At 71.4% G+C, this 20,006-nt stretch carries 23 protein-coding genes; 10 read left to right on the top strand and 13 right to left on the bottom strand.

All coding sequences use genetic code 11. From position 1 onward, the window contains the following. Nucleotides 1-192: 192 nt before the first annotated feature. On the top strand, nt 193-963 hold the full coding sequence (locus ASE20_RS21810) for an SDR family NAD(P)-dependent oxidoreductase (protein WP_056896688.1): 771 nt from the start codon (nt 193-195) through the stop codon (nt 961-963). Nucleotides 964-982: 19 nt separating this feature from the next. On the opposite strand, the gene miaA is transcribed toward ASE20_RS21810, so the two are convergent. After that, nucleotides 983-1,945 (bottom strand): tRNA (adenosine(37)-N6)-dimethylallyltransferase MiaA, encoded by a 963-nt coding sequence (gene miaA, locus ASE20_RS21805; protein WP_056896687.1) that lies wholly within the window; start codon nt 1,943-1,945, stop codon nt 983-985. A gap of 70 nt (nt 1,946-2,015) precedes the next feature. On the opposite strand from miaA, the gene ASE20_RS21800 reads away from it, so the two are divergent. The 3 genes from ASE20_RS21800 (at nt 2,016) to ASE20_RS21790 (ending at nt 3,142) form a co-directional block, all read left to right on the top strand. Then, entirely contained in the window at nt 2,016-2,219 is a 204-nt protein-coding gene (locus ASE20_RS21800; protein WP_056896686.1) for an antitoxin, read from the top strand. Between the two features lie 68 nt (nt 2,220-2,287). Continuing rightward, entirely contained in the window at nt 2,288-2,779 is a 492-nt protein-coding gene (locus ASE20_RS21795; protein ID WP_056896685.1) for an NUDIX domain-containing protein, read from the top strand. A 60-nt stretch (nt 2,780-2,839) separates the two neighbouring features. Then, nucleotides 2,840-3,142 carry a hypothetical protein gene (locus ASE20_RS21790; protein ID WP_056896684.1) on the top strand — a complete coding sequence of 101 codons (303 nt, stop codon included), beginning with the start codon at nt 2,840-2,842 and terminating at the stop codon, nt 3,140-3,142. Between the two features lie 13 nt (nt 3,143-3,155). On the opposite strand, the gene ASE20_RS21785 is transcribed toward ASE20_RS21790, so the two are convergent. After that, nucleotides 3,156-3,806 carry a peptidase E gene (locus ASE20_RS21785; RefSeq protein WP_225868949.1) on the bottom strand — a complete coding sequence of 217 codons (651 nt, stop codon included), beginning with the start codon at nt 3,804-3,806 and terminating at the stop codon, nt 3,156-3,158. A 115-nt stretch (nt 3,807-3,921) separates the two neighbouring features. Then, a complete protein-coding gene (gene miaB / locus ASE20_RS21780; RefSeq protein WP_056896682.1) occupies nt 3,922-5,445 on the bottom strand; it encodes a tRNA (N6-isopentenyl adenosine(37)-C2)-methylthiotransferase MiaB in 1,524 nt (507 codons plus the stop codon). Between the two features lie 76 nt (nt 5,446-5,521). On the opposite strand from miaB, the gene ASE20_RS21775 reads away from it, so the two are divergent. The 5 genes from ASE20_RS21775 (at nt 5,522) to ASE20_RS21755 (ending at nt 9,342) form a co-directional block, all read left to right on the top strand. Continuing rightward, on the top strand, nt 5,522-5,908 hold the full coding sequence (locus tag ASE20_RS21775; protein WP_056896681.1) for a hypothetical protein: 387 nt from the start codon (nt 5,522-5,524) through the stop codon (nt 5,906-5,908). A gap of 93 nt (nt 5,909-6,001) precedes the next feature. Further along, a complete protein-coding gene (locus tag ASE20_RS21770; RefSeq protein ID WP_056896680.1) occupies nt 6,002-6,787 on the top strand; it encodes an amino acid ABC transporter ATP-binding protein in 786 nt (261 codons plus the stop codon). A gap of 36 nt (nt 6,788-6,823) precedes the next feature. Continuing rightward, the gene (locus ASE20_RS21765) at nt 6,824-7,714 is read left to right on the top strand and encodes a glutamate ABC transporter substrate-binding protein (protein ID WP_056896679.1); all 891 of its coding nucleotides are present in this window, start codon (nt 6,824-6,826) and stop codon (nt 7,712-7,714) included. A gap of 81 nt (nt 7,715-7,795) precedes the next feature. Further along, nucleotides 7,796-8,470 (top strand): amino acid ABC transporter permease, encoded by a 675-nt coding sequence (locus ASE20_RS21760; RefSeq protein WP_056896678.1) that lies wholly within the window; start codon nt 7,796-7,798, stop codon nt 8,468-8,470. Next, nucleotides 8,470-9,342: an amino acid ABC transporter permease gene (locus ASE20_RS21755; protein ID WP_056896677.1), complete on the top strand. Its 873-nt coding sequence runs from the start codon at nt 8,470-8,472 to the stop codon at nt 9,340-9,342. The genes ASE20_RS21760 and ASE20_RS21755 overlap by 1 nt, the downstream gene beginning before the upstream one ends. A 27-nt stretch (nt 9,343-9,369) precedes the next feature. Here the strand turns inward: ASE20_RS21755 and ASE20_RS21750 are convergent, their stop codons facing one another. The 3 genes from ASE20_RS21750 to ASE20_RS21740 all read right to left on the bottom strand — a co-directional run bounded on the left by ASE20_RS21750 (nt 9,370) and on the right by ASE20_RS21740 (nt 11,637). Continuing rightward, a complete protein-coding gene (locus ASE20_RS21750; RefSeq protein ID WP_056896676.1) occupies nt 9,370-9,849 on the bottom strand; it encodes a hotdog fold domain-containing protein in 480 nt (159 codons plus the stop codon). Between the two features lie 94 nt (nt 9,850-9,943). Further along, nucleotides 9,944-10,729, bottom strand: a complete 786-nt coding sequence (locus ASE20_RS21745) for a methyltransferase domain-containing protein (RefSeq protein ID WP_056896675.1) — start codon at nt 10,727-10,729, stop codon at nt 9,944-9,946. Next, the gene (locus tag ASE20_RS21740; RefSeq protein WP_056896674.1) at nt 10,726-11,637 is read right to left on the bottom strand and encodes an alpha/beta fold hydrolase; all 912 of its coding nucleotides are present in this window, start codon (nt 11,635-11,637) and stop codon (nt 10,726-10,728) included. The genes ASE20_RS21745 and ASE20_RS21740 overlap by 4 nt, the downstream gene beginning before the upstream one ends. 65 nt (nt 11,638-11,702) lie before the next feature. On the opposite strand from ASE20_RS21740, the gene ASE20_RS21735 reads away from it, so the two are divergent. Next, nucleotides 11,703-12,191, top strand: coding sequence for a MarR family winged helix-turn-helix transcriptional regulator (locus tag ASE20_RS21735; RefSeq protein ID WP_056896673.1), 489 nt, complete (start codon nt 11,703-11,705; stop codon nt 12,189-12,191). On the opposite strand, the gene ASE20_RS21730 is transcribed toward ASE20_RS21735, so the two are convergent. The 7 genes from ASE20_RS21730 to rsmI form a co-directional block, all read right to left on the bottom strand. After that, nucleotides 12,188-14,059 (bottom strand): ABC-F family ATP-binding cassette domain-containing protein, encoded by a 1,872-nt coding sequence (locus ASE20_RS21730; RefSeq protein ID WP_056896672.1) that lies wholly within the window; start codon nt 14,057-14,059, stop codon nt 12,188-12,190. The genes ASE20_RS21735 and ASE20_RS21730 overlap by 4 nt on opposite strands. Then, nucleotides 14,052-14,969, bottom strand: coding sequence for a 4-(cytidine 5'-diphospho)-2-C-methyl-D-erythritol kinase (locus ASE20_RS21725; protein ID WP_225868950.1), 918 nt, complete (start codon nt 14,967-14,969; stop codon nt 14,052-14,054). Before ASE20_RS21725 ends, ASE20_RS21730 begins: the two co-directional genes overlap by 8 nt. After that, nucleotides 14,962-15,855: a 16S rRNA (adenine(1518)-N(6)/adenine(1519)-N(6))-dimethyltransferase RsmA gene (gene rsmA, locus ASE20_RS21720; protein ID WP_056896670.1), complete on the bottom strand. Its 894-nt coding sequence runs from the start codon at nt 15,853-15,855 to the stop codon at nt 14,962-14,964. The genes ASE20_RS21725 and rsmA overlap by 8 nt, the downstream gene beginning before the upstream one ends. Before the next feature lie 174 nt (nt 15,856-16,029). After that, complete coding sequence (locus ASE20_RS25735; protein ID WP_056896669.1) at nt 16,030-17,190, bottom strand: resuscitation-promoting factor; 1,161 nt, start codon at nt 17,188-17,190, stop codon at nt 16,030-16,032. 245 nt (nt 17,191-17,435) lie between these two features. Next, on the bottom strand, nt 17,436-18,281 hold the full coding sequence (locus ASE20_RS21710) for a TatD family hydrolase (protein ID WP_056896668.1): 846 nt from the start codon (nt 18,279-18,281) through the stop codon (nt 17,436-17,438). Next, nucleotides 18,278-19,141: an alpha/beta fold hydrolase gene (locus ASE20_RS21705; RefSeq protein ID WP_056896667.1), complete on the bottom strand. Its 864-nt coding sequence runs from the start codon at nt 19,139-19,141 to the stop codon at nt 18,278-18,280. The genes ASE20_RS21710 and ASE20_RS21705 overlap by 4 nt, the downstream gene beginning before the upstream one ends. Next, nucleotides 19,134-19,970, bottom strand: a complete 837-nt coding sequence (gene rsmI, locus ASE20_RS21700) for a 16S rRNA (cytidine(1402)-2'-O)-methyltransferase (RefSeq protein WP_056896666.1) — start codon at nt 19,968-19,970, stop codon at nt 19,134-19,136. The genes ASE20_RS21705 and rsmI overlap by 8 nt, the downstream gene beginning before the upstream one ends. Nucleotides 19,971-20,006 lie beyond the last annotated feature (36 nt).

The raw sequence follows: 20,006 nt of genomic DNA, 5'->3' as shown, positions 1-20,006 counted from the left end.
CGACGTCCTTGACGCCGGGGGTCGGTCGGCTACCGCGCGGCCGCCCCAGGAGCCACCGCGACGAGTTCCCGAACAGGGAGCCACGGATCTGTCACGAGAGCCGGGCATCATGCCCAGGTCACGAAGCGCGCCGCAGGACTTTGGCTCCGACGGCCAAGCCCCGAAACCGGCTCCAGACCTAGCGTTCCGGGCATGACCCAGGACTTCACCGGCAAGACAGCGATCGTCACCGGAGCCGCCCGCGGCATCGGCCTCACCATCGCCCGCACGCTCAGCGACCGGGGCGCGAACGTCGTCGTCTCCGACATCGACGAGGGCGCCGCGAAGGCCGCCGCCGACAGCCTCCCCCGGGCGGTCGCGGTCGCCTGCGACGTGACCGACGAGGACCAGGTCACGGCGCTGGTCGACACCGCGGTCGCGACGTACGGCGGCCTGCACGTCATGGTCCCGAACGCCGGCGTCGCCACCGTCGCTCCGATCGTGGAGACCGACCTCGCCGCGTGGCGACGGGTCACCTCGGTCAACCTCGACGGGGTCTTCCTGTCGCTGCGCTACGCCGCCCCGGCGATCATCGCCAGCGGAGGCGGGGCGATCGTGAACATCGCGTCCGTGACCGCCAACAACGGCTCGGCCCTGATCGCGTCATATGCCGCCGCGAAGGCCGGTGTCGTGAACCTGACCAAGACCGCGGCCGTCGAGCTGCGCGACCACGGCGTCCGCGTGAACGCGGTGCTGCCCGGCTTCATCGAGACCGAGCTGGTCACCGAGCAGGTCGGCAACTTCGAGGCGGCGCTCGGCCTGCCCGCGGGCGGCTTCAGCGCGCTGATCGAGATGAAGCAGGGCCGTTGGGGCACGGTCCAGGAGGTCGCCGACGCGGTCGCCTTCCTCGCCAGCGACGCCGCCGGGTTCTGCAGCGGCAGCGGCCTGGTGCTCGACGGTGGGCTGGACGCCGCACTGATCTGACACCCATCCCCGCCTTGCGTCATGCGTTCCGGTCGTCCGGGCGACCGGGTCGCATGACGTCCCGCACGGCAGCCAGCGCCTGGGCGACCCGGTCCGGGTCGTCGTGGGCCACCCAGGTGATGCGGGGGTCGTTCCTCCACCACGCCATCTGGCGGCGGGCGAACTTCCGGGTCGCGATGACCGTGCGCTCGATCGCCTCGTCGAGGCTCATCTCCCCCGCGAGCACCGCCATCGCCTGGCGGTAGCCGATCGCGAGGGAGGCCGTGCGGCCCTCGGCCAGGCCGGCGGGCAGCAGGCGCTCGACCTCCTCGAGCAGGCCCTCGTCGAACATCTGCCGCACCCGCAGCCTGATCCGCTCCTCGAGGACGTCGCGCTCGATGGCGACACCGACCTGGACGGTGGCCGGGTCGACGTACTCCTGGACGGGCAGGCGGGCGCTGAACGGCTGGCCGGTGAGCTCGATGACCTCGAGCGCACGCACGACCCGGCGCCCGTTCTCCACCTCGATCCGCTCGGCGGACACGGGGTCCAGCTCCCGCAGGCGCGCGTGCAGCACCGCGCTGCCCACCTCCTCGAGCTCGGCCTCGTAGCGCTCGCGCACCGCCGCGTCGGTGCCCGGGAAGTCGAAGCGGTCGAGGATCGCCCGCGTGTAGAGCGCCGATCCGCCCACCAGCACCGGCGTCGCTCCACGGCCCCGGATGTCGGCGATCGCCGCGCGTGCCCAGGCCTGGAACTGCGCGACGGTGGCCGGCTCTCGGACGTCGAGGGTGTCGAGCAGGTGATGGGGGATGCCTCGTCGCTCGGCAGGGGGCAGCTTCGCCGTACCGATGTCCATGCCCCGGTAGACCTGCATCGCGTCGGTGTTGACCACCTCGCCCCCGAGCGCGGCGGCGAGGTCGAGCGAGAGCGAGGTCTTGCCGCTGGCGGTCGGTCCGACGATGGCCACAACCGGTGACGCGGTGGTGGTCGCAGCGGAGGCCATGACATTAGTGTGGCAAGGTGTCCGCGACGGTCCGGAACGGGCCGTCCACAACAACCAATGGGGGTTTCTCGTGGGCTTTCTCGATGACGCCAAGGACAAGCTGACCGACGCGGTCGACAGCCAGGGCGACAAGATCAGCGACGGTCTCGACAAGGCGGCGGACTTCGCCTCCGACAAGACCGGTGGCAAGTTCGATGACAAGATCGACCTCGGCGTCGACAAGGCGAAGGACGCGCTCGACGGCCTCGACGGCCAGGACGACGACATCAGCTGAGGTCTCGATACGCCGGCGCTCGTCCCTCGCGACCGGCTACTCGACCAGCGAGACCAAGGAGCACCTCGGTGACCGTCACGGACCCCGCGACCGGGAGGACCCGCTTCGTCGTGGTCCCCGCCTCCTACGTCTTCCTCCTGCGGGAGGCCGCGGACGGCGGACCGGGCACCGAGGTGCTCCTCCAATTGCGGCAGGGCACCGGCTACATGGACGGCCACTGGGCCGCAGCCGCCGCCGGCCATGTCGAGCGCGGCGAGACCGCGCCCCAGGCCGCGCGTCGCGAGGCGCTCGAGGAGGTCGCCGTCGCCGACCTCGACCTCACCTTCGCCACCGCGATGCAGCGCACCGCCCACGACCTGCCGATCGACGAGCGGATCGACTTCTTCTTCACCGCGCGCTCCTGGACCGGCGATCCGCGCATCGTCGAGCCGGCCAAGTGTGCCGACCTGCGCTGGTTCCGGCTCGACGCACTGCCCGACCCGGTGGTGCCGCACGAGCGCTTCGTGCTCACCGGCCTGCTCCACGGCGACCTCGCGCCGCTCACCCAGTTCGGCTTCTGACCGCCGTCGCCGGATGAAGTCCGGCTCAGCGGATACCTCTCCCGCCAGGGAGGAAGAACAATGAGCCAGCCATCCGAGGACATCACCTCACCGCGCGTCGACCCCGACGACGACACCGGCCAGCGGCTGCCACCGCCGCCGAAGCCGACCAGCGAGCCGCAGGCCCCGCCGCCCGGTGGTCCGCATGCGATCGAGGGCGTCGGTGGGGACGGTGCCTACACGCGTGAGCCGCACGACCCCGACCCTCTGCTGAACCCGGCGACCGACGACCTGCCGCCGGAGACCACGACCGGCGAGGACACCGACACCGAGGCGACGCGCGGCAACGCCGACGTAGCGCCGGAGGAGGAGTCGCCCGCCTAGCGGGTCGTCGGTCCTAGCGCAGGCGCTGGGTGTCGAGCCGGGTCTCGACGACGCCGCCGTCGGCCGCGCGCTCCACGAAGTACGCCGCCTTGCCGTCCTGCTCGGTGAACGCCCCCGCGAAGGTCGTGCCCCGGTAGAGCACGCCCACGCCGTCGTCGGTCGCGTAGCCCGCGGGCAGCGCACCGTCGCCGACCAGCTTCTGGAACAGCGGGCGCCGCTGCTCCTCGGAGTCGTAGTGGACGCCGTTGGACCACGGCACCAAGCCGAGTCCGTTGGTGATCGGGCGCAGGTCGGGGCCGAACGAGTCCGTCGTACCGCCGACATGCCAGCAGATCGACCCCGCCGACACCCCGGTGAGGACGACGCCCGCCTGCCACGCCTCGCGCATGGCGTCGCCGACGCCGTGCAGCTCCCACATCGCGAGCAGGCCGGCGACGCTGCCGCCCCACACCCAGATCACGTCCTGGGCGAGCAGGTGGGCGCGCACGTCCTCGACGTTGGGCATCGTGAACAGCTGCAGGTGGCTCGCGTGGTAGCCGGCCTCCTGCGCCATGTCGTAGAAGTCGCGAATGATCGCCGGCTGGTCACCGCACGCCGTCGCGAGGAAGCAGACGCGGGGCGCGCGCCCGTCCACGCCGGCGAGGTCGACGGCGTGACGGGTCAACGGGCCGACCGACCAACGCGTGCGTGCGCCGGGAACGATGCCGCCCGAGGTTGCGAGAATGGTTGGTTCATTCGCTGGCATCAGGGCTTGAACCTAACCGACGAGCGGCCGTGGCTCAACGGCAGGCGGGGGCCTCCGGCAGCGGCGCCGGTACGCCGATCGACGGCATCCCCAGCCCCACCGAGGGACCGGCCGCAGCCGGTTCCGCCGTCCGCCGCTCCCACGCGTCGCCCGACCGGGTACGACGCAGCGCGCGCACCGGACCGTCGGCCACGAGGTGGTGCGGGGCGGCGTAGGTGACCTCGACGGTCACCATGTCACCGGGTCGCGGGGCACCGTCGACCTGCGAGAAGTCGGCCTCGAAGTGGACCAGCCGGTTGTCGGGAGCGCGGCCGGAGAGCCGCATCGTGGCGGCGTCCTTGCGGCCCTCGCCCTCCGACACCATCAGCTCGAGCTCGCGCCCGACCAGCTTCTGGTTCTCGTCCCAGGCGATCTCGTTGACCAGGTCGACGAGGCGGTTGTAGCGGTCGGTCACGTCCGCCTGCGGCACCTGGTCCTCGAGGGTCGCGGCCGGCGTACCGGGGCGCTTGGAGTACTGGAAGGTGAAGGCGCCGGCGAAGCGGGACTCCCGCACCACCTTCAGCGTCTCCTGGAAGTCCTCCTCGGTCTCGCCGGGGAAGCCGACGATGATGTCCGTCGTGATCGCGGCGTCCGGCAACGCGGCACGGACCCGCTGGATGATGCCGAGGAACTTCTCCTGCCGGTAGGACCGGCGCATGTCCTTGAGGACCTTCGACGAGCCGGACTGCAGCGGCATGTGCAGGCTGGGCATCACGTTGGGCGTCTCGGCCATCGCCGCGATGACGTCGTCGGTGAACTCGGCCGGGTGCGGGCTCGTGAACCGGACCCGCTCCAGGCCCTCGATCTCGCCGCAGGCCCGCAGCAGCTTGGAGAACGCCTCGCGGTCGCCGAACTCGACGCCGTACGCGTTGACGTTCTGGCCCAGCAGGGTGACCTCGGAGACGCCCTCGGCGACCAGCGCCTCGATCTCGGCCAGGATCTCCCCCGGCCGGCGGTCCTTCTCCTTGCCCCGAAGGCTGGGCACGATGCAGAAGGTGCAGGTGTTGTTGCAGCCCACGCTCACCGACACCCACGCGGCGTACGCCGACTCGCGCTTGGTCGGGAGCGTCGACGGGAACACGTCGAGCGACTCGAGGATCTCGACCTGCGCCTCCTGCTGGCTGCGCGCGCGGTCCAGCAGCGCCGGCAGGGAGCCGATGTTGTGGGTGCCGAAGACGACGTCGACCCACGGCGCCCTCTTCACGACGGTGTCGCGGTCCTTCTGCGCCATGCACCCGCCGACGGCGATCTGCATCCCCGGCCGGCTCGCCTTCACCGGCGCCAGGTGGCCGAGGTTGCCGTAGAGACGGTTGTCGGCGTTCTCCCGCACCGCGCAGGTGTTGAACACGACCACGTCAGGATGGGCAGCCTGCTCACCCTCGGGCGCTGCGACGAAGGGGGTGTACCCGGCGTCCTCGAGCAGGCCCGAGAGGCGCTCGGAGTCGTGCACGTTCATCTGGCACCCGTAGGTGCGGACCTCGTAGGTCCTGTGCTGCTGGGGCTGGGCTGTGGTGCTCATGACCGGTCAAGGGTACGGCGGGCGGTGGCTGCCGCCCGAATCTCGATCCCCTCACCGAACAACTAGGCTCGCCCCCATGGCTGACACCGCTCCTCCCGGCTTCGTCGCCCGCAACAACCAGGTCATCGGCAGCATCCTCAGCATTCTCGCCCTGGTGGTCGCGGTGCTGCTCGGCGCCGGCCTGATGTTCGGCACCGACACCCGCGGGGTGCGCGCGATCCTGACCGTGCTGACGGTCGCGGGCGGCACGTTCACGCTCCTCCTGCTGGCGATCGGCGGAGCCATGCGTGCGGTGACCTCGGAGACCCAGTGGGAGCTCGAGGAGGCCGAGTGGCGCAAGGAGATGGGACTGACCGCCGACGACGAGGCGGACGTGGCGTCGACCGGGCGGCTCGCCGTACCGCTGGCCGTGGGAGCCATCGTGATCGGGCTCGGCCTGAGCGTCGTACCCGCTGTCCTCTGACACATACGCCCCCTGTTCCGATGCGTCACGAAATGATCTCGTCGGCCCTGCGCACTAGCCGCTGACACAGGTCAAGGACTAGCGTCCGAGAGCATGACCGCCACTCCAGAGGCAGCGGTCGCCCCCGGCTCGGCACGCCCGGGGGAGCCCCTCGTGGAGCTCCACGGTGTGCAGAAGTGGTACGGCGACCTCCATGTCCTGCAAGACATCGAGCTCACAGTGGGACGCGGCGAGGTCGTGGTCGTCATCGGCCCGTCGGGCTCGGGCAAGTCCACCCTGTGCCGCACCATCAACCGGCTCGAGACCGTCGACCAGGGCGACATCAAGGTCGACGGCAAGCCGCTGCCCCAGGAGGGCAAGGCGCTCGCCGCGCACCGCGCCGACGTCGGCATGGTGTTCCAGAGCTTCAACCTGTTCGCCCACAAGACGATCCTCGAGAACGTCACCCTCGGTCCCATCAAGGTGCGCAGGACGCCGAAGGCCCAGGCCGAGGCGCGCGCCCAGGAGCTGCTCGACCGGGTCGGCGTCGGGCAGCAGGCGGCGAAGTACCCCGCGCAGCTCTCCGGCGGTCAGCAGCAGCGCGTCGCCATCGCGCGGGCGCTGGCGATGGAGCCGAAGGTGATGCTCTTCGACGAGCCGACGTCGGCCCTGGACCCCGAGATGATCAAGGAGGTGCTCGACGTCATGGTCGACCTCGCCGAGCGCGGGATGACGATGATCGTCGTCACCCACGAGATGGGTTTCGCGCGCACCGCCGCCAACCGCGTCGTGTTCATGGCCGACGGACGGATCGTCGAGGAGTCAGACCCGGAGACCTTCTTCACCCAACCAGAGAGCGATCGGGCGAGGGACTTCCTCGGCAAGATCCTCAAGCACTGACCTCCCGAACAACTCGGGCAAGGAGAGGACAGGAACATGCGACTGAGAAGTGCCCTTGCGGCAACCACGGCCGGGATCGCGATCGCCGCCGGACTCGCGGCGTGCGGCGACGCCGGCAGCGACGACGAAGGACGCGACGTCGACGCGAAGAGCGATTGCGACGGCAAGTTCGCCGAGGGCTCCCGGATGGCGGAGCTCGCGGACGCCGGCACCATCAACGTCGGGCACAAGACCGACCAGCCCGGTGTCGGCTTCCAGGGGGCGACGGACGACGTCCCGAAGGGCTTCGACATCGAGATCGCCAAGCTGTTGATCGCCGACCTGTGCATCGACCCGGCCAGTGACAAGGTCAACTGGGAGGAGACCATCTCCGACAACCGGGAGCCCTACCTGGAGTCGGGGAAGGTCGACGTCGTCCTGGCGTCGTACTCCATCACCGACGACCGGCAGAAGGTCGTCGGCCAGGCCGGCCCCTACATGGTCACGGGGCAACAGCTGCTGGTGAAGTCCGACAGCAAGATCGCCGGTGTCGACGACGTCAAGGGCAAGGAGGTCTGCTCGGTGACGGGCTCCACCTCGCTCGAGACGATCAAGGCCAAGGGCGCCAAGGGCGTCGGCGCCGACTCCTACTCCGAGTGCGCGGAGAAGGTCCTCGACGGCACCTACGAGGCGATGACCACCGACGGCACCATCCTCGCCGGCCTCGCCGCGCAGAACGAGGGGGAGCTCAAGGTCGTCGGCGACCAGTTCTCGACCGAGAACATCGGTGTCGGCTACGGCAAGGACCACCCGGAGATGTGCGAGTGGATCGACGGCGTCCTGGAGGACGCCTTCGCGGACGGCTCGTGGGCCGAGGCGTTCAAGCTGACACTCGGGCCGTCGGGCGTGCAGACGCCCGAGCCGCCCACGCTGCAGCCCTGCAAGTGACCCACGCATGAGCGCGGAGCCGGGGCCCGTCGTACGACAGGCCTCGGCTCCCCCGACCGAGAGGGGACGCCGTTGAGCGCGGTGCTCGACAACCTCGACGAGTTCTTCAAGGGATTCGGCTACACGCTGTTCCTGTTCCTCGTGTGCGCCGTCGCCTCCATGGCGCTGGGCATCCTCCTCGTCGCCATGCGGGTGGGCCCGATCGCGGTGCTCCGGTCGCTCGCCACGGTCTACGTGTCGGTCGTGCGCAACACCCCGCTGGTCCTGATCTTCATCTTCTTCCACTTCGCGGCGCCCATCATCGGCATCAACTTCAAGTGGGTGCAGGTGCACGTCGGCAGCTTCGACTTCACCTCGGCGTTCGCCACCGCGTTCGTCGCCCTGAGCCTCTACACCGCCTGCTTCGTCTGCGAGGGGTTGCGCTCGGGCGTCAACGCCGTGCCGATGGGCCAGGCCGAGGCCGCCCGTGCCATCGGGCTCCCCTTCGGCGGGGTGATGACCCAGGTCGTCCTGCCCCAGGCGATCCGCGCGTCCGTGCCGCCCGTGGCCAGCGCGCTCATCGCGATGCTCAAGAACACCTCGGTCGCCGCGATCTTCTTCCTCGCCGAGGCCACCGCCGCCATGCGCGGGCTGACCAACGACTACAGCAGCCAGCGGATCGGGATCTTCCTCTGCTTCGCGATCGGCTACATCGTGCTGGTGGAGATCGTCTCGATGATCTCGCTCAGCCTCGAACGACGCTGGAGGGTCGCCTGATGTCCGCCAGTGTCCTCTTCGACGCCCCCGGGCCCGCGACCCGGATGCGGCACCGCATCTACACGGCGGTGGCCTCCGCGGGCATCCTCGCCGCCGTCGTCTACGCGGTCCTCAAGCTCAACGACGACGGGCAGTTCGAGTACGACCTCTGGGAGCCGTTCGTCACTCCGGACTACCTCGGCACCCTCATCCTCGACGGCCTGGTCGACACCGTCACGATGGCCGTCTTCGCCATCACCGGTGCCGTGGTGTTCGGCTTCCTGTTCGGCGTCGCGAAGATGTCGGACCACGCCTTCATCCGCTGGCCGGCGTGGGTCGTCGTCGAGTTCTTCCGCGCCATGCCCGTGCTGCTGCTGATGATCTTCGTGTTCTCCATGTGGTTCATCTCGACCAAGGGCAGCTTCTTGTGGATCGACCAGCGCGGCGGCTTCTTCTCCGTCGTCATCGCGCTCACCTGCTACAACGGCGCCGTCCTGGCCGAGGTGGTCCGCGCCGGCGTGGCCGCCGTCCCGAAGGGGCAGGCAGAGGCGGCGTACGCGATCGGCATGCGCAAGACGCAGGTCATGACCATCGTCCTGCTGCCGCAGGCGGTGAAGGTGATGCTGCCGGCGATGATCAGCCAGATGGTCGTCGCACTCAAGGACACCAGCCTCGGCTACGCCGTCGCCGCGCCCGGCCTGACCCGCGTCGGCCAGCAGATCTACCGCGAGTTCCACAACCAGGTGCCGACGGCGATCGTGCTGGCGGTCCTGTACGTCGGGCTGAACCTGCTGCTCACGCTGCTCGCGACCTGGATCCAGAAGAAGTTCGTCGGCGAGAAGAAGATCGACGTCGTGGCCGTCGCGGCCGGAATCGACAAGAACCGCGCCTGAGCGGCGCGGTCCTCGGTCGGTCGAACGCTACTTCTTCTTCGACGTCACCCAGAGCGTGATCGTGCCGTCGATGACCACGGTGCCGTCGGCCAGCTGACCGCGGACGCGGACCGGGAGGTCGCCCTCGGCGGTGTCCCACTGGACCTGGTCGGTCTCGGCGATGCAGGTGACGTCGCCGGTCGCCTTGGCCGTGTACGAGATGCTCATGCCCTTCGGGATCCACCGCTTTTCACTGGGGATCGTGGACTCGGCGAGGCCGCCCATCGCCATCTCGAGGCCGTTGCACATCGCGATCGCGTGCACGGTGCCGATGTGGTTCTGCACGCTGCGACGCTTGGGGATCACGACCTCGCAGTAGTTGGGCCGGAGCTCGGCGACCCGGGGGTGGATGGTCGCGAAGTACGGCGCCTTCTGGGCGAAGGCGATGGAGAAGACGCGCTTGCCGATCGTGCTGCCCACGACGGGCAGGCCGGTGGTCGTCTTCCAGAGGTTGTGCACCTGAGTCATGGCATGAGATTACTCGCGAGTAACAACGTGCGGCAAGGTGATCCGGGCTACGCCGTGGCCGGCAGCCGCGCGAGGAGCTCGAGGCGAGGGATCCTCATCCCGGCATCCTCGCCACGACGAAGATCCGGCGGAACGGGAAGGCGACGCCATGGCCGTCGTCGGGGTACGCCGCGCGCAACCGCGCCTTGTACTCCGACTCGAAGCCCGGCCGGAGGTCCTCGGGCAGCGCCTGCAGGGTCGGCCGGGCGCCGGTGCCGGAGATCCACGTGAACACCGGGTCCTCACCCTGCAGCACGTGGAGGTAGGTCGTCTCCCACGCGTCCACCTCGCCACCGAGCCCCTGCAGGGCACGGAGGTAGGTGGTGGCGTCATGGGCGCCGACCCGCTCCACGCCTGCCGTGTGCGCGGCGTACGGCGGCTCTGCAGCGAGCTCGGCGAGGAGGGTGTGGCTGGGCGCGACGTGGTTGCCCGGCACCTGGAACGCGAGCCATCCGCCCGGGCTGACCGCGGCAGCGAGGGCCGGCAACAGCGCGAGGTGCTCGGGCACCCACTGGAGCGTGGCGTTGGAGACCAGCACGTCGACGGACCCCGGTTCCACGTCCCGCACCCAGTCCCTCAGGTCGGCCTTGTGGAAAACCACCCGCGCCGCGGCCGCACTGTCGGAGGCCACGCGCACCATGTCAGCACTGGAGTCGACACCAGTGACAGCAGCGGCCGGCCAGCGGCCCGCGAGAAGGGAGGTGAGATTGCCAGGACCACAACCGAGATCGACCACGACCCGCGGGTCGGTGCTGTCGATGCGTGCCACCAGGTCGACGAACGGCCGGCCGCGCTCGTCCGCGAAGGCGAGATAGCGCTGCGGGTCCCAGGTGGACCTCACGAGCGGGCCGCCGACCGCTCGCGGAGGTACTCCAGGATCAGGGTGTTCACGACGTCCGGCTTCTCCAGCTGGAGGAAGTGACCCGCACCCTCCACGACCGCGACCCGGCTGCCGGCGGGCAGCCGGTCCCCGATCCGATCGGCCCAGCGCGCATCGAGGCACCCGTCGTCGGCGCCCTGCAGGAACAGCAGCGGCACCCGCGGCGCACCGACCCAGTCCTTGGCCAGCGGCTGGTAGCGGGCCGGCAGCTGCCAGGTCCGGGGCTGGGCGCGGTAGTACCCGAGCGCAGCCGAGCGGTGCGCGTCGTCGGGCAGCGCCGCGGCCAGGTGGGCGAGATCGGTCGTCGCGTCGAACCCGGGCGACCACTTGCGCCACAGGTGGGCGACCAGGCGGTCGAAACGGCGCTCGGGCACCCGCGGGAGCTGGTTGAACAGCGTGTACCAGCTCATCGCCGCCTGACGCGGCAGGATCCGCAGCCAGCGGGTCACGTCGTCGCGGCGCGGGTTCATCGCCGAGAAGGGCGGCACGGCGAGGGAGACGATCACGCCGAACGGGTTGGCGTCGGACGCGGCGACGCCGTTGGCCGTGATCGCACCCCAGTCGTGGCCGACGAGGAGGGCGCGCTCGTCACCGTCGTACGCACGGTGGAGGGCGAGGGCGTCGTACATGAGGGCAGGGACGTGGAAGCTGCCGTCCTCCGGGAGGGCACTGGGCGCGTAGCCCCGCGTGAAGGGCGCCACCACCCGGTAACCCTCGGCCGCCAGCGCGGGGCCGAGGTGCCGCCAGGTGTGGGCGGTGTCCGGGAAACCGTGCAGGAGCAACGCGAGAGGCAGTGAGACGTCGTCGACATCGCCCCAGACGAGGCTTGTCAGAGCGACGCGGTCGAGGGCCGTGGTCCGCTGGTTCACGGGGCGACCCTACGCCCATTTTATCTTGACATCAAGATTCTTGACAGGTCGGCTAAGGTGAACCCATGCGGGACGAGGTGGACCAGCTGGTCGAGGCGTGGGCGCGCGAGCGCAGCGACCTCGACCTCGGGCCCGTGGCCGTGTTCAGCCGGATCTCGCGCCTGGCGCACCACGTGGACCGAGCACGACGGGCGGCGTTCACGGCGCACGACATCGAGTCGTGGGAGTTCGACGTGCTGGCGGCGCTGCGTCGCGCGGGCGAGCCCTACGAGCTCTCCCCCGGCCGCCTGCTCCGCGAGACGCTGGTGACCAGCGGGACCATGACCAACCGTGTCGACCGGCTGACCCTGCGCGGCCTGGTCGAGCGCCACCCGGACCCGTCCGACCGGCGCGGCGTGCTCGTGCGTCTCACACCCGAGGGCAAGGACGCCGTGGACGGCGCCTTCGCGGCGCTGCTCGACGCGGAGCGGGACCTGCTGACCGGGCTGTCCGAGAAGGACCAGCAGGAGCTCGCGGACCTGCTGCGGCGGCTGCTGGTCCCGTTCGCGGGCTAGCCGAGGACCTCAGCGGCCTCGAGCCACTCCAGCTCGGCGATCTCCTTCTCCTCCAGCAGGGCGGTGAGGTCGGCGGCGATCGCGGCGAGACGGTCCGGGTCGGTCGCGTGCTCGGTGAGGGCGGCGGTGAGCTCGGCCTCGCGCTCGGAGAGACGCTCGAGCACCTTGTCGAGGCGCGCGACGGTCTTGCGGGCGACGCGTTCCTCGGCGGAGCCGGCCTTGGCCTTCGACGCTGGGGCCGCAGCGGCCGGGTGGGCGGGAGCCAGGTCGGCCGGGCTGGCTGAGCCGGGGGCGACCGGGGTCGCCATCGCGGCGGAGCCCGAGGAGGACGCGGAGGATGCGGCGGCGGCAGCGGCGCGGAGGGAGTCGCGGCGGCGTTCGAGGTACTCGTCGACACCGCGAGGCAGCATCACGACCTGACCGTCGCCGAGCAGGGCCCAGACGGAGTCGGTGACACGCTCGAGGAAGTACCGGTCGTGGGAGACCACGACGAGGGTTCCGGGCCAGCCGTCGAGGAAGTCCTCGAGGACGTTGAGGGTCTCGATGTCGAGGTCGTTGGTGGGCTCGTCGAGCAGCAGCACGTTCGGTTCGGTCAGGAGCAGGCGGAGCAGCTGGAAGCGGCGGCGCTCGCCACCGGAGAGGTCGCCGATGCGGGCGGTGAGCTTGTCGCCGGTGAACCCGAAGCGCTCGAGCATCGAGGTCGCGGAGATCTCTCCGTCAGCCGTCTTCGTGACGCGACGGATGCCCTCGACGGTGTCGAGGACGCGGGCCTCGGGATCCTCGACCTCGACGTCCTGGGTGAGGTGCTGGAGGGCGACGGTCCGGCCGTGCCGCACCCGCCCGACGTTGGGGGCGGCGGCACCGGAGAGGAGCGAGAGGACCGAGGTCTTGCCGGCGCCGTTGACGCCGACGAGGCCGACCCGGTCACCGGGGCCGAGGCGCCAGGTGGCGTGCTTGAGGAGCTCGCGCGTGCCGCGGGAGAAGTCGACGTCCTCGACGTCGATGACGTCCTTGCCGAGGCGCTGGGCGGCGAAGCGCTGGAGCTCGAGGCGGTCGCGCGGGGGCGGGACGTCCTCGATGAGGGCGTTGGCGGCGTCGATGCGGAACTTCGGCTTGGAGGTCCGGGCGGGAGCGCCGCGGCGCAGCCAGGCCAGCTCCTTGCGGACGAGGTTCTGGCGGCGGACCTCGGAGGCGGCTGCCTGGCGCTGGCGTTCGGCCTTGGCCAGCACGAAGGCGGCGTACCCGCCCTCGTAGCTGTCGACCACGCCGTCGTGGACCTCCCACGTCTGCTGACACACGGCGTCGAGGAACCAGCGGTCGTGGGTGACGACGACGAGGGCGGACGGGCGCGCGGCGAGGTGGGCGGCGAGCCAGGCGACGGCCTCGACGTCGAGGTGGTTCGTCGGCTCGTCGAGGATGACGAGGTCGTGGTCGCCGAGGAGCAGCCCGGCGAGGGCGCAGCGACGGCGTTCGCCACCGGAGAGGCCGGCGACGGCCCGGTCGAGGTCGACGCCGGCGAGCAGCACGTCGACGATCTCGCGCAACCGCGCGTCGGCAGCCCACTCGTGGTCGGACATGCCCTGCAGCACGATCTCTCGGACGGTGTGGGTGTCCTCGAAGTCGTCGCGCTGCGTGAGGACACCGACCAGCAGCCCGCGCTGGCGCGAGACGCGGCCCTCGTCGGGCTCCTCGTCGCCGGTCATGATCCGGAGCAGGGTGGTCTTGCCGTCGCCGTTGCGACCGACGATGCCGATCCGCTCGCCGGCGGCGATGCCGAGCGAGACGTCGGTGAGCAGCGGGCGGATGCCGTAGGACTTCGAGACCCGCTCCAGGTTGAGCAGGCTGCGGCCCGAGCCGGGCTCAGGCATAGGTCACCACGTGGGCTCCGGCGACCGGCCCGGGCGCGATCGTGCACCGGTAGCCGCGCTCGGTCAGGTCGGCCACCGCGCCCCGCGCCTCCTCGACGTCCTCGTGCAGCATGAGCAGGGTCGGCCCCGAGCCGGACAGCAGCACGCCGTCGGCACCGAGGATCCGCAGCTGGGCCTCGACGTCGACGAGGTCCGGGCGCAGGTCGCGCGCGGCCGGCCAGAGGTCGTTCTGGAGCAGGGCGCCGACCTCGTCGGTGTAGCCCTCGGCGAGCGCGTCGACCAGTGCCTGCGGGACAGGCGGGTCCGCGTCGGCGTCAGGGGAAAGGACGTCGAAGTGGCGATAGACCGCGGGCGTGGAGAGCCCCTCGTCGGAGAGCACCACCACCCACCACACGGAGGTCCGATCAGCGAGTGGCGTGACGACCTCGCCGCGGCCGGTGCCGAGGGCAGTGCCGCCGAGCAGCGCGAAGGGGACGTCGCTGCCGAGCTCACCGGCGATGCGCAGCAGGTCGTCGTCGGACGTCTGCAGGTCCCAGAGCCGGTCGAGCGCGAGCAGCGTGGCTGCGGCGTCGGCGGAGCCGCCCGCCATGCCGCCCATGACGGGGATGCCCTTGGCGATGGTGATCCGCGCGGCCAGGTCGAGGCCGTGGTGGGCGACGAGGGCGCGCCCGGCCTTGATGGCGATGTTGTCGTCGTCGAGGGGTACGCCGTCGATGGGTGCCGTCAGGCCGACGGACCAGTCGGGGGCGTCGGTGACGGTGACGTCGTCGTAGAGGCCGACGGCCTGGTAGACGGTCGCGAGCGGGTGGAAGCCGTCGGGGCGGGGGCCGCCGACACCGAGGTGCAGGTTGACCTTGGCGGGGGCGCGGACGGTGACGCGGGCGGTCGGCTCGACCATCGCCTCACTCATCGAAGTCCCCCGGCTCGGGCTCGCCCAGCTCGGAGAGGGCGATGGTCAGCGCGACGAACTCGTCGATGCCGAGCGCCTCACCGCGGGTCAGCGGGTCGATGCCGGCCGCCAGGAGGGCGGCTGCGGCCCGCTCGGTGCCGCCGGCGAGTTCGCGCAGCGCGCCGCGCAGGGCCTTGCGGCGGTGGGCGAAGGAGGCATCGATGACCGCGAACACCTGCTCGCGCGCGACCTTGTCGGTCGGCGGGGCGTGGTGGGTCCAGGCGACGAGCCCGGAGTCGACGTTCGGGGCGGGCCAGAAGACGTTGCGGCCGATGGCGCCCGCCCGGCGTACGTCGGCGTACCACGCCGCCTTCGCCGAGGGCACCCCGTAGGTCTTCGAGCCCGGGGGCGCGGCGAGGCGGTCGGCCACCTCGGCCTGCACCATGACCAGCCCGTGCCGCAGCGACGGCAGCAGCGCCATCAGGTGCAGCAGGACCGGGACGGAGACGTTGTAGGGCAGGTTGGCGACCAGGGCCGTCGGCTCCGGCCCAGGTACGGCGGCCACGGTCATCGCGTCCGCCAGCACCACCCGGAACCGGTCGGCCTGACCGGGCGCGAACGCACCGATGGTCGTCGGCAGCTCGCCGGCCAGCAGCGGGTCGACCTCGATGGCGGTCACCGACGCGCCGACCTCGAGCAGCGCGAGGGTCAGCGACCCCAGCCCGGGACCCACCTCGAGGACCACCTCGCCGTCGCTCACCGCGGACTCGCGGACGATGCGGCGCACGGTGTTGGCGTCGATCACGAAGTTCTGGCCGCGCTGCTTGGTCGGGCGCAGGTCGAGACGCGCGGCGAGCTCGCGGACCTCGGCCGGGCCGAGGAGGCGCGGCGTGGAGGTCTCGGTCATGCCCGCCAGCCTAGTGGCGCCGCGTCCGCAGGCACGAAGTGCGGGGCGTGGGGGCGCGAAGTGGCGGCGGCGGGCCCCCGAGGTGTGAGGAATGGGGCTTCGAGGTGGCGCGTGCGGCGCATCTCGCACCCCCATTCCTCACACCTCGCGCCCCCATTCCTCACACTTCGTGGGTCAGCGGGGCAGGCCCAGCGACGCCGCGCAGCCGGGCCAGGCGCCGTAGCCGCCGGAGGCGTCGCGGACCTTGGTCGCGATCGCGATCTGGGTCTCGCGGGAGGCCTGGTGCGGGTAGCCCGAGCCGCCGTAGGCACGCCAGGTGCCGACGTTGAACTGCAGGCCGCCGTAGTAGCCGTTGCCGGTGTTGATGGCCCAGTTGCCGCCGGACTCGCACTGGGCGAGACGGTCCCAGACGGTGTTGCCGCCGGCGAAGTTCGCGGTGACGGTCTTGGTGCCGACGTGGACGATCTCGGCGCGCGGCGCCTTGCTGACGTCCTGGGTGAGCACGATGCGGCGCACGACGTCGCCGTTGCGGACGATCACGCGGTAGGTCACGTCGCGGACGCCGTCGACGCCCTCGGTGACGACCTTGGACTCACCCTCGTACATCGAGTCGTCCTCGATCCGGCGGACCGGCGCGGGGACGACCTCGTCCTCGACGCTGCGCCGGCGGGTCTCGATGTCGGTGAAGACGATCGTGTCGCCGTCCTCGACCTTGGCGCTGCGCGCGGGGCGGACCTTGTCCTGGGCATCCAGCTCGACGCCGACCTCGGCGAGGGCGTCCTCGACGGTCAGCGCGGGGACGGTGCGGGTGATCGCCTTCTTGCCGGCCAGCTTGAAGACCAGCTTCTTCGGCGTCACGACGTCGATCTCGGCGCCGCCGCGGTCGATGTCGGCGCCACGGCTGGTCGAGAGGCGGCTGTCGGCGTACACGACGCCGATCTGCGCGAGCGCACCCTGGACGTCGGTGGCCGTCACCCAGTGGGTGGACGTCTTGCCGTCGACCGTCAGCTCGATGGGGCGGCTGTACCGGACCGAGATGCGGTCACCGGCCTCGATCGTCTCGTCGACGCCCGGCTGGACGAGGTCGCGGGAGGAGAGCTCGATGCCCTCGGCGTCGAGCACGTCCTGGACGGTGTCGCCGAAGGTGGTGACGCTGCGCTCCTGGCCGTCGACGGCCAGCGTGACCTCGGTGGTGAGCGAGGAGTACCCGAAGGTCACCGTGGCGACAGCGAGGAGGACCCCGGCGATGGTGGCGGTGAGGGCGACCCGGCTCTGGGTCAGCTTCTGGACGGTCCCCTTGAGGGACGGGGCAAGGTGAGGGCGCGCAACTCGCACGATTCTCCGATGTTCGTACTGCCCGGGCCTCGGTCGACCAGTCCCTTCCGAGGGCCGCTCGCGTGCTGCGAGCAGTTCCCCCAGAACCGCTGCGAACTGGTCGGGATGGTGCTGTCCGATCCCGGCCGTCGCATCTACCAGAACAAGCCCTGCGGCCGAAATGCAAACTCCGGGCGCCCGTTCCCCGCTCAGGGCGTGACCCGTCTCACGCCGTCTTGCTAACTTTTGTTAGCAGTGGCGAGGGTTCACCACCCGCCGCCGAAGGCGGCCTCGGTGTTCGCGTCGATGGCCGCGCAGAGCTCCGCGAGGTCGTCCCCGCGCTCGGCCGCCATGGCCCGCACCGTCACCGGCACGAGGTACGACGCGTTCGTCCGCCCCCGGTACGGCGAGGGGGTCAGGTAGGGCGCGTCGGTCTCCACCAGCACCCGGTCCCGCGGGGCCAGGCGGAGCGCCTCGCGCAGCGGCTCGGCGTTCTTGAAGGTCACCGTGCCGGCGAAGGAGAGGTGGGCACCGCGGTCGAGGCAGGCGCGGGCGAAGTCGGCATCGCCCGAGAAGCAGTGCATCACCCAGCGCTCCGGCGTGCCCTCGGCATCGAGCACCTCGAGCACCTCGTCGTGGGTGTCGCGGTCGTGGATCACCAGCGTCTTGCCGAGCCGCTTGGCGATGTCGATGTGCCGCGCGAAGGACTCGACCTGGACCGCGCGGCCGTCCTCGCCGGTGCGGAAGGCGTCGAGGCCGGTCTCCCCCACCGCGCGCACCTTCTCGTGCGCGCCCGCGAGCTGCTCGATCTCCTCCCACGCGGCCTCGAGCGCGGCGCGGCCCCCGGCCTCCAGGATCCGCGGCGCCTCGTTGGGGTGCAGGGCCACGCCGGCCACGAGCGCGGCGTGCTCACGCGCCGCCGCGACGGCCCAGCGGGCGCCGGGCAGGTCGCAGCCGATCTGCACGATCCGGGGTACGCCGACCGCGGCCGCGGCCGCGATGGCCTCGTCGGCCGCCCAGGCCTCCTCGCCGCGCCCGATGTCGAGGTGGCAGTGGTTGTCGACGACCGGGTGCGGCAGCGGCTCCGGGACGGGCGGGCGCTCCTCGCTCACGACGACAGGGCGCGGGTGCTGGCCGCGCCGAGCTGCTCGAGGACCGCCTCGGCCAGGGCGTCGGCGGCATGGGTGGGGATCCAGTGCGAGACGCCCTCGAGCGCGACGTACCGGAACGGACCCTCGACCCAGCGATCGGAGTTCTCCGGCCCCCAGCCCTCGACGGCGGCGTCGCCGTCGCTCCACACCATCGTGGTGGGGGCGGCGACCTTGCCACGGACCAGCTGCGGGTCGCCGAAGGGAAGCGCGCGGTACCAGTTGAGCGCGGTCGGCAGGGCGCCGTACTCCACGATCTCGGTGCGGAAGCGCTCGGCGTCCTCCTCGGTCATGCCGAAGGAGCCGACCATCCGGCCAGCGAGGGCGCCGTGGCGGAGCACCCGCTCGGGCAGGAACGGGAGCTGGAAGGCGAGCATGTACCAGGAGTGCAGCACCTGGCGCGAGCGCACCATCGCGGTCAGGAAGGCCGCCGGGTGCGGCACCGACACCGCGGTCAGCGACGCGACGCGGTCGGGGTGGTGGATCGCGAGCAGCCAGGACGGGATCGCACCCCAGTCGTGGCCGACGAGGTGCACGCGACCGCCCGGGGCGACCGCCTCGACCAGTGCCAGGGCGTCGCCCAGCAGCGCGCCCATCGTGTAGTCGCGACGCCGGCGCGGGCGTGCGCCCGGCGAGTAGCCCCGCTGGTCCATCGCGATCGTGCGGTAGCCCGCGTCGTGCAGGATCGGCCGGACGAGCCGCCAGCAGCTCGACCGCTCGGGGAACCCGTGGAACAGCAGCACCGGCTCGCCGTCGACCGGTCCCTCGTCGGTCACGTCGAACGTCAGCCCGTCGTGGGCGAGGGTCGTGATCCGGTCAGCCATCGATGTGCACCACCTGGTAGACGTCTCGTTTGGGGACTCCAGCCTGTACGGCGACCGCGGCGATCGCGTCCTTGCGCCGCATGCCGGACGCCTCCAGCCCGGCCACCGCCTCCCGCAGGCTGTCCGGGTCGCTCGCCAGCGCGGCCGTGGGCGACGCACCGGACACCACGATGGTGACCTCCCCGCGGATGCCCTCGCCGGCCCAGTCGACCAGCTCGGCGAGCGAGCCGCGTCGTACCTCCTCATGGGTCTTCGTGAGCTCGCGGCACACCGCGGCGGCCCGGTCGACGCCGAAGGCGTCGCGCATCGCCTCCAGCGCGGCGGCCGTGCGGTGCGGTGCCTCGAAGAAGACCATCGTGCGCTGCTCGGCGCCGAGGTCGGCCAGCCGGCGCGAGCGCTCGCCGGCCTTGCGCGGCAGGAAGCCCTCGAAGCAGAACCGGTCGACGGGCAGCCCGGAGACGGCGAGGGCGGTGAGCACCGCCGACGGCCCGGGTACGGCGGTCACCCGGATGCCGGCCTCGACCGCGGCGGCCACCAGCCGGTAGCCCGGGTCGGACACGCTCGGCATGCCGGCGTCGGTCACCAGCACGACCCGCTCCCCCGCGACCAGGGCCTCGACCAGCGTGGGTGTCCGGGCGGACTCGTTGCCCTCGAAGTAGGAGACGACGCGACCGCGCAGCTCGATGCCGAGGTCGGTGGTCAGGCGGCGCAGGCGGCGGGTGTCCTCGGCCGCGACGACGTCCGCGGACGCCAGCTCCTCAGCCAACCGGGGCGGGGCGTCGCCGACCTGCCCGATCGGCGTACCGGCCAGCACGAGGACTCCAGTCACGCACCGATCATTGCAGCCGGGGTTTCGAGGCTCGCT

Source organism: Nocardioides sp. Root240 (assembly GCF_001428825.1).
In the GTDB taxonomy this organism is placed as follows: Bacteria; Actinomycetota; Actinomycetes; order Propionibacteriales; family Nocardioidaceae; genus Nocardioides.
Note: the sequence above shows the minus strand (reverse complement) of the source record. Positions and strands in the feature narration are given on the sequence as shown.

What these genes read in the sequence shown, in the direction of transcription:
- ASE20_RS21735 (WP_056896673.1), top strand. Translation starts at nt 11,703, where the DNA reads ATGCGGGACGAGGTGGACCAGCTGGTCGAGGCGTGGGCGCGCGAGCGC.
- ASE20_RS21775 (WP_056896681.1), top strand. Translation starts at nt 5,522, where the DNA reads ATGGCTGACACCGCTCCTCCCGGCTTCGTCGCCCGCAACAACCAGGTC.
- ASE20_RS21790 (WP_056896684.1), top strand. Translation starts at nt 2,840, where the DNA reads ATGAGCCAGCCATCCGAGGACATCACCTCACCGCGCGTCGACCCCGAC.
- ASE20_RS21765 (WP_056896679.1), top strand. Translation starts at nt 6,824, where the DNA reads ATGCGACTGAGAAGTGCCCTTGCGGCAACCACGGCCGGGATCGCGATC.
- ASE20_RS21730 (WP_056896672.1), bottom strand. Translation starts at nt 14,059, where the DNA reads ATGCCTGAGCCCGGCTCGGGCCGCAGCCTGCTCAACCTGGAGCGGGTC.
- ASE20_RS21725 (WP_225868950.1), bottom strand. Translation starts at nt 14,969, where the DNA reads ATGAGTGAGGCGATGGTCGAGCCGACCGCCCGCGTCACCGTCCGCGCC.
- ASE20_RS21770 (WP_056896680.1), top strand. Translation starts at nt 6,002, where the DNA reads ATGACCGCCACTCCAGAGGCAGCGGTCGCCCCCGGCTCGGCACGCCCG.
- ASE20_RS21705 (WP_056896667.1), bottom strand. Translation starts at nt 19,141, where the DNA reads ATGGCTGACCGGATCACGACCCTCGCCCACGACGGGCTGACGTTCGAC.
- miaB (WP_056896682.1), bottom strand. Translation starts at nt 5,445, where the DNA reads ATGAGCACCACAGCCCAGCCCCAGCAGCACAGGACCTACGAGGTCCGC.
- ASE20_RS21750 (WP_056896676.1), bottom strand. Translation starts at nt 9,849, where the DNA reads ATGACTCAGGTGCACAACCTCTGGAAGACGACCACCGGCCTGCCCGTC.
- rsmA (WP_056896670.1), bottom strand. Translation starts at nt 15,855, where the DNA reads ATGACCGAGACCTCCACGCCGCGCCTCCTCGGCCCGGCCGAGGTCCGC.
- ASE20_RS21755 (WP_056896677.1), top strand. Translation starts at nt 8,470, where the DNA reads ATGTCCGCCAGTGTCCTCTTCGACGCCCCCGGGCCCGCGACCCGGATG.
- ASE20_RS21810 (WP_056896688.1), top strand. Translation starts at nt 193, where the DNA reads ATGACCCAGGACTTCACCGGCAAGACAGCGATCGTCACCGGAGCCGCC.
- miaA (WP_056896687.1), bottom strand. Translation starts at nt 1,945, where the DNA reads ATGGCCTCCGCTGCGACCACCACCGCGTCACCGGTTGTGGCCATCGTC.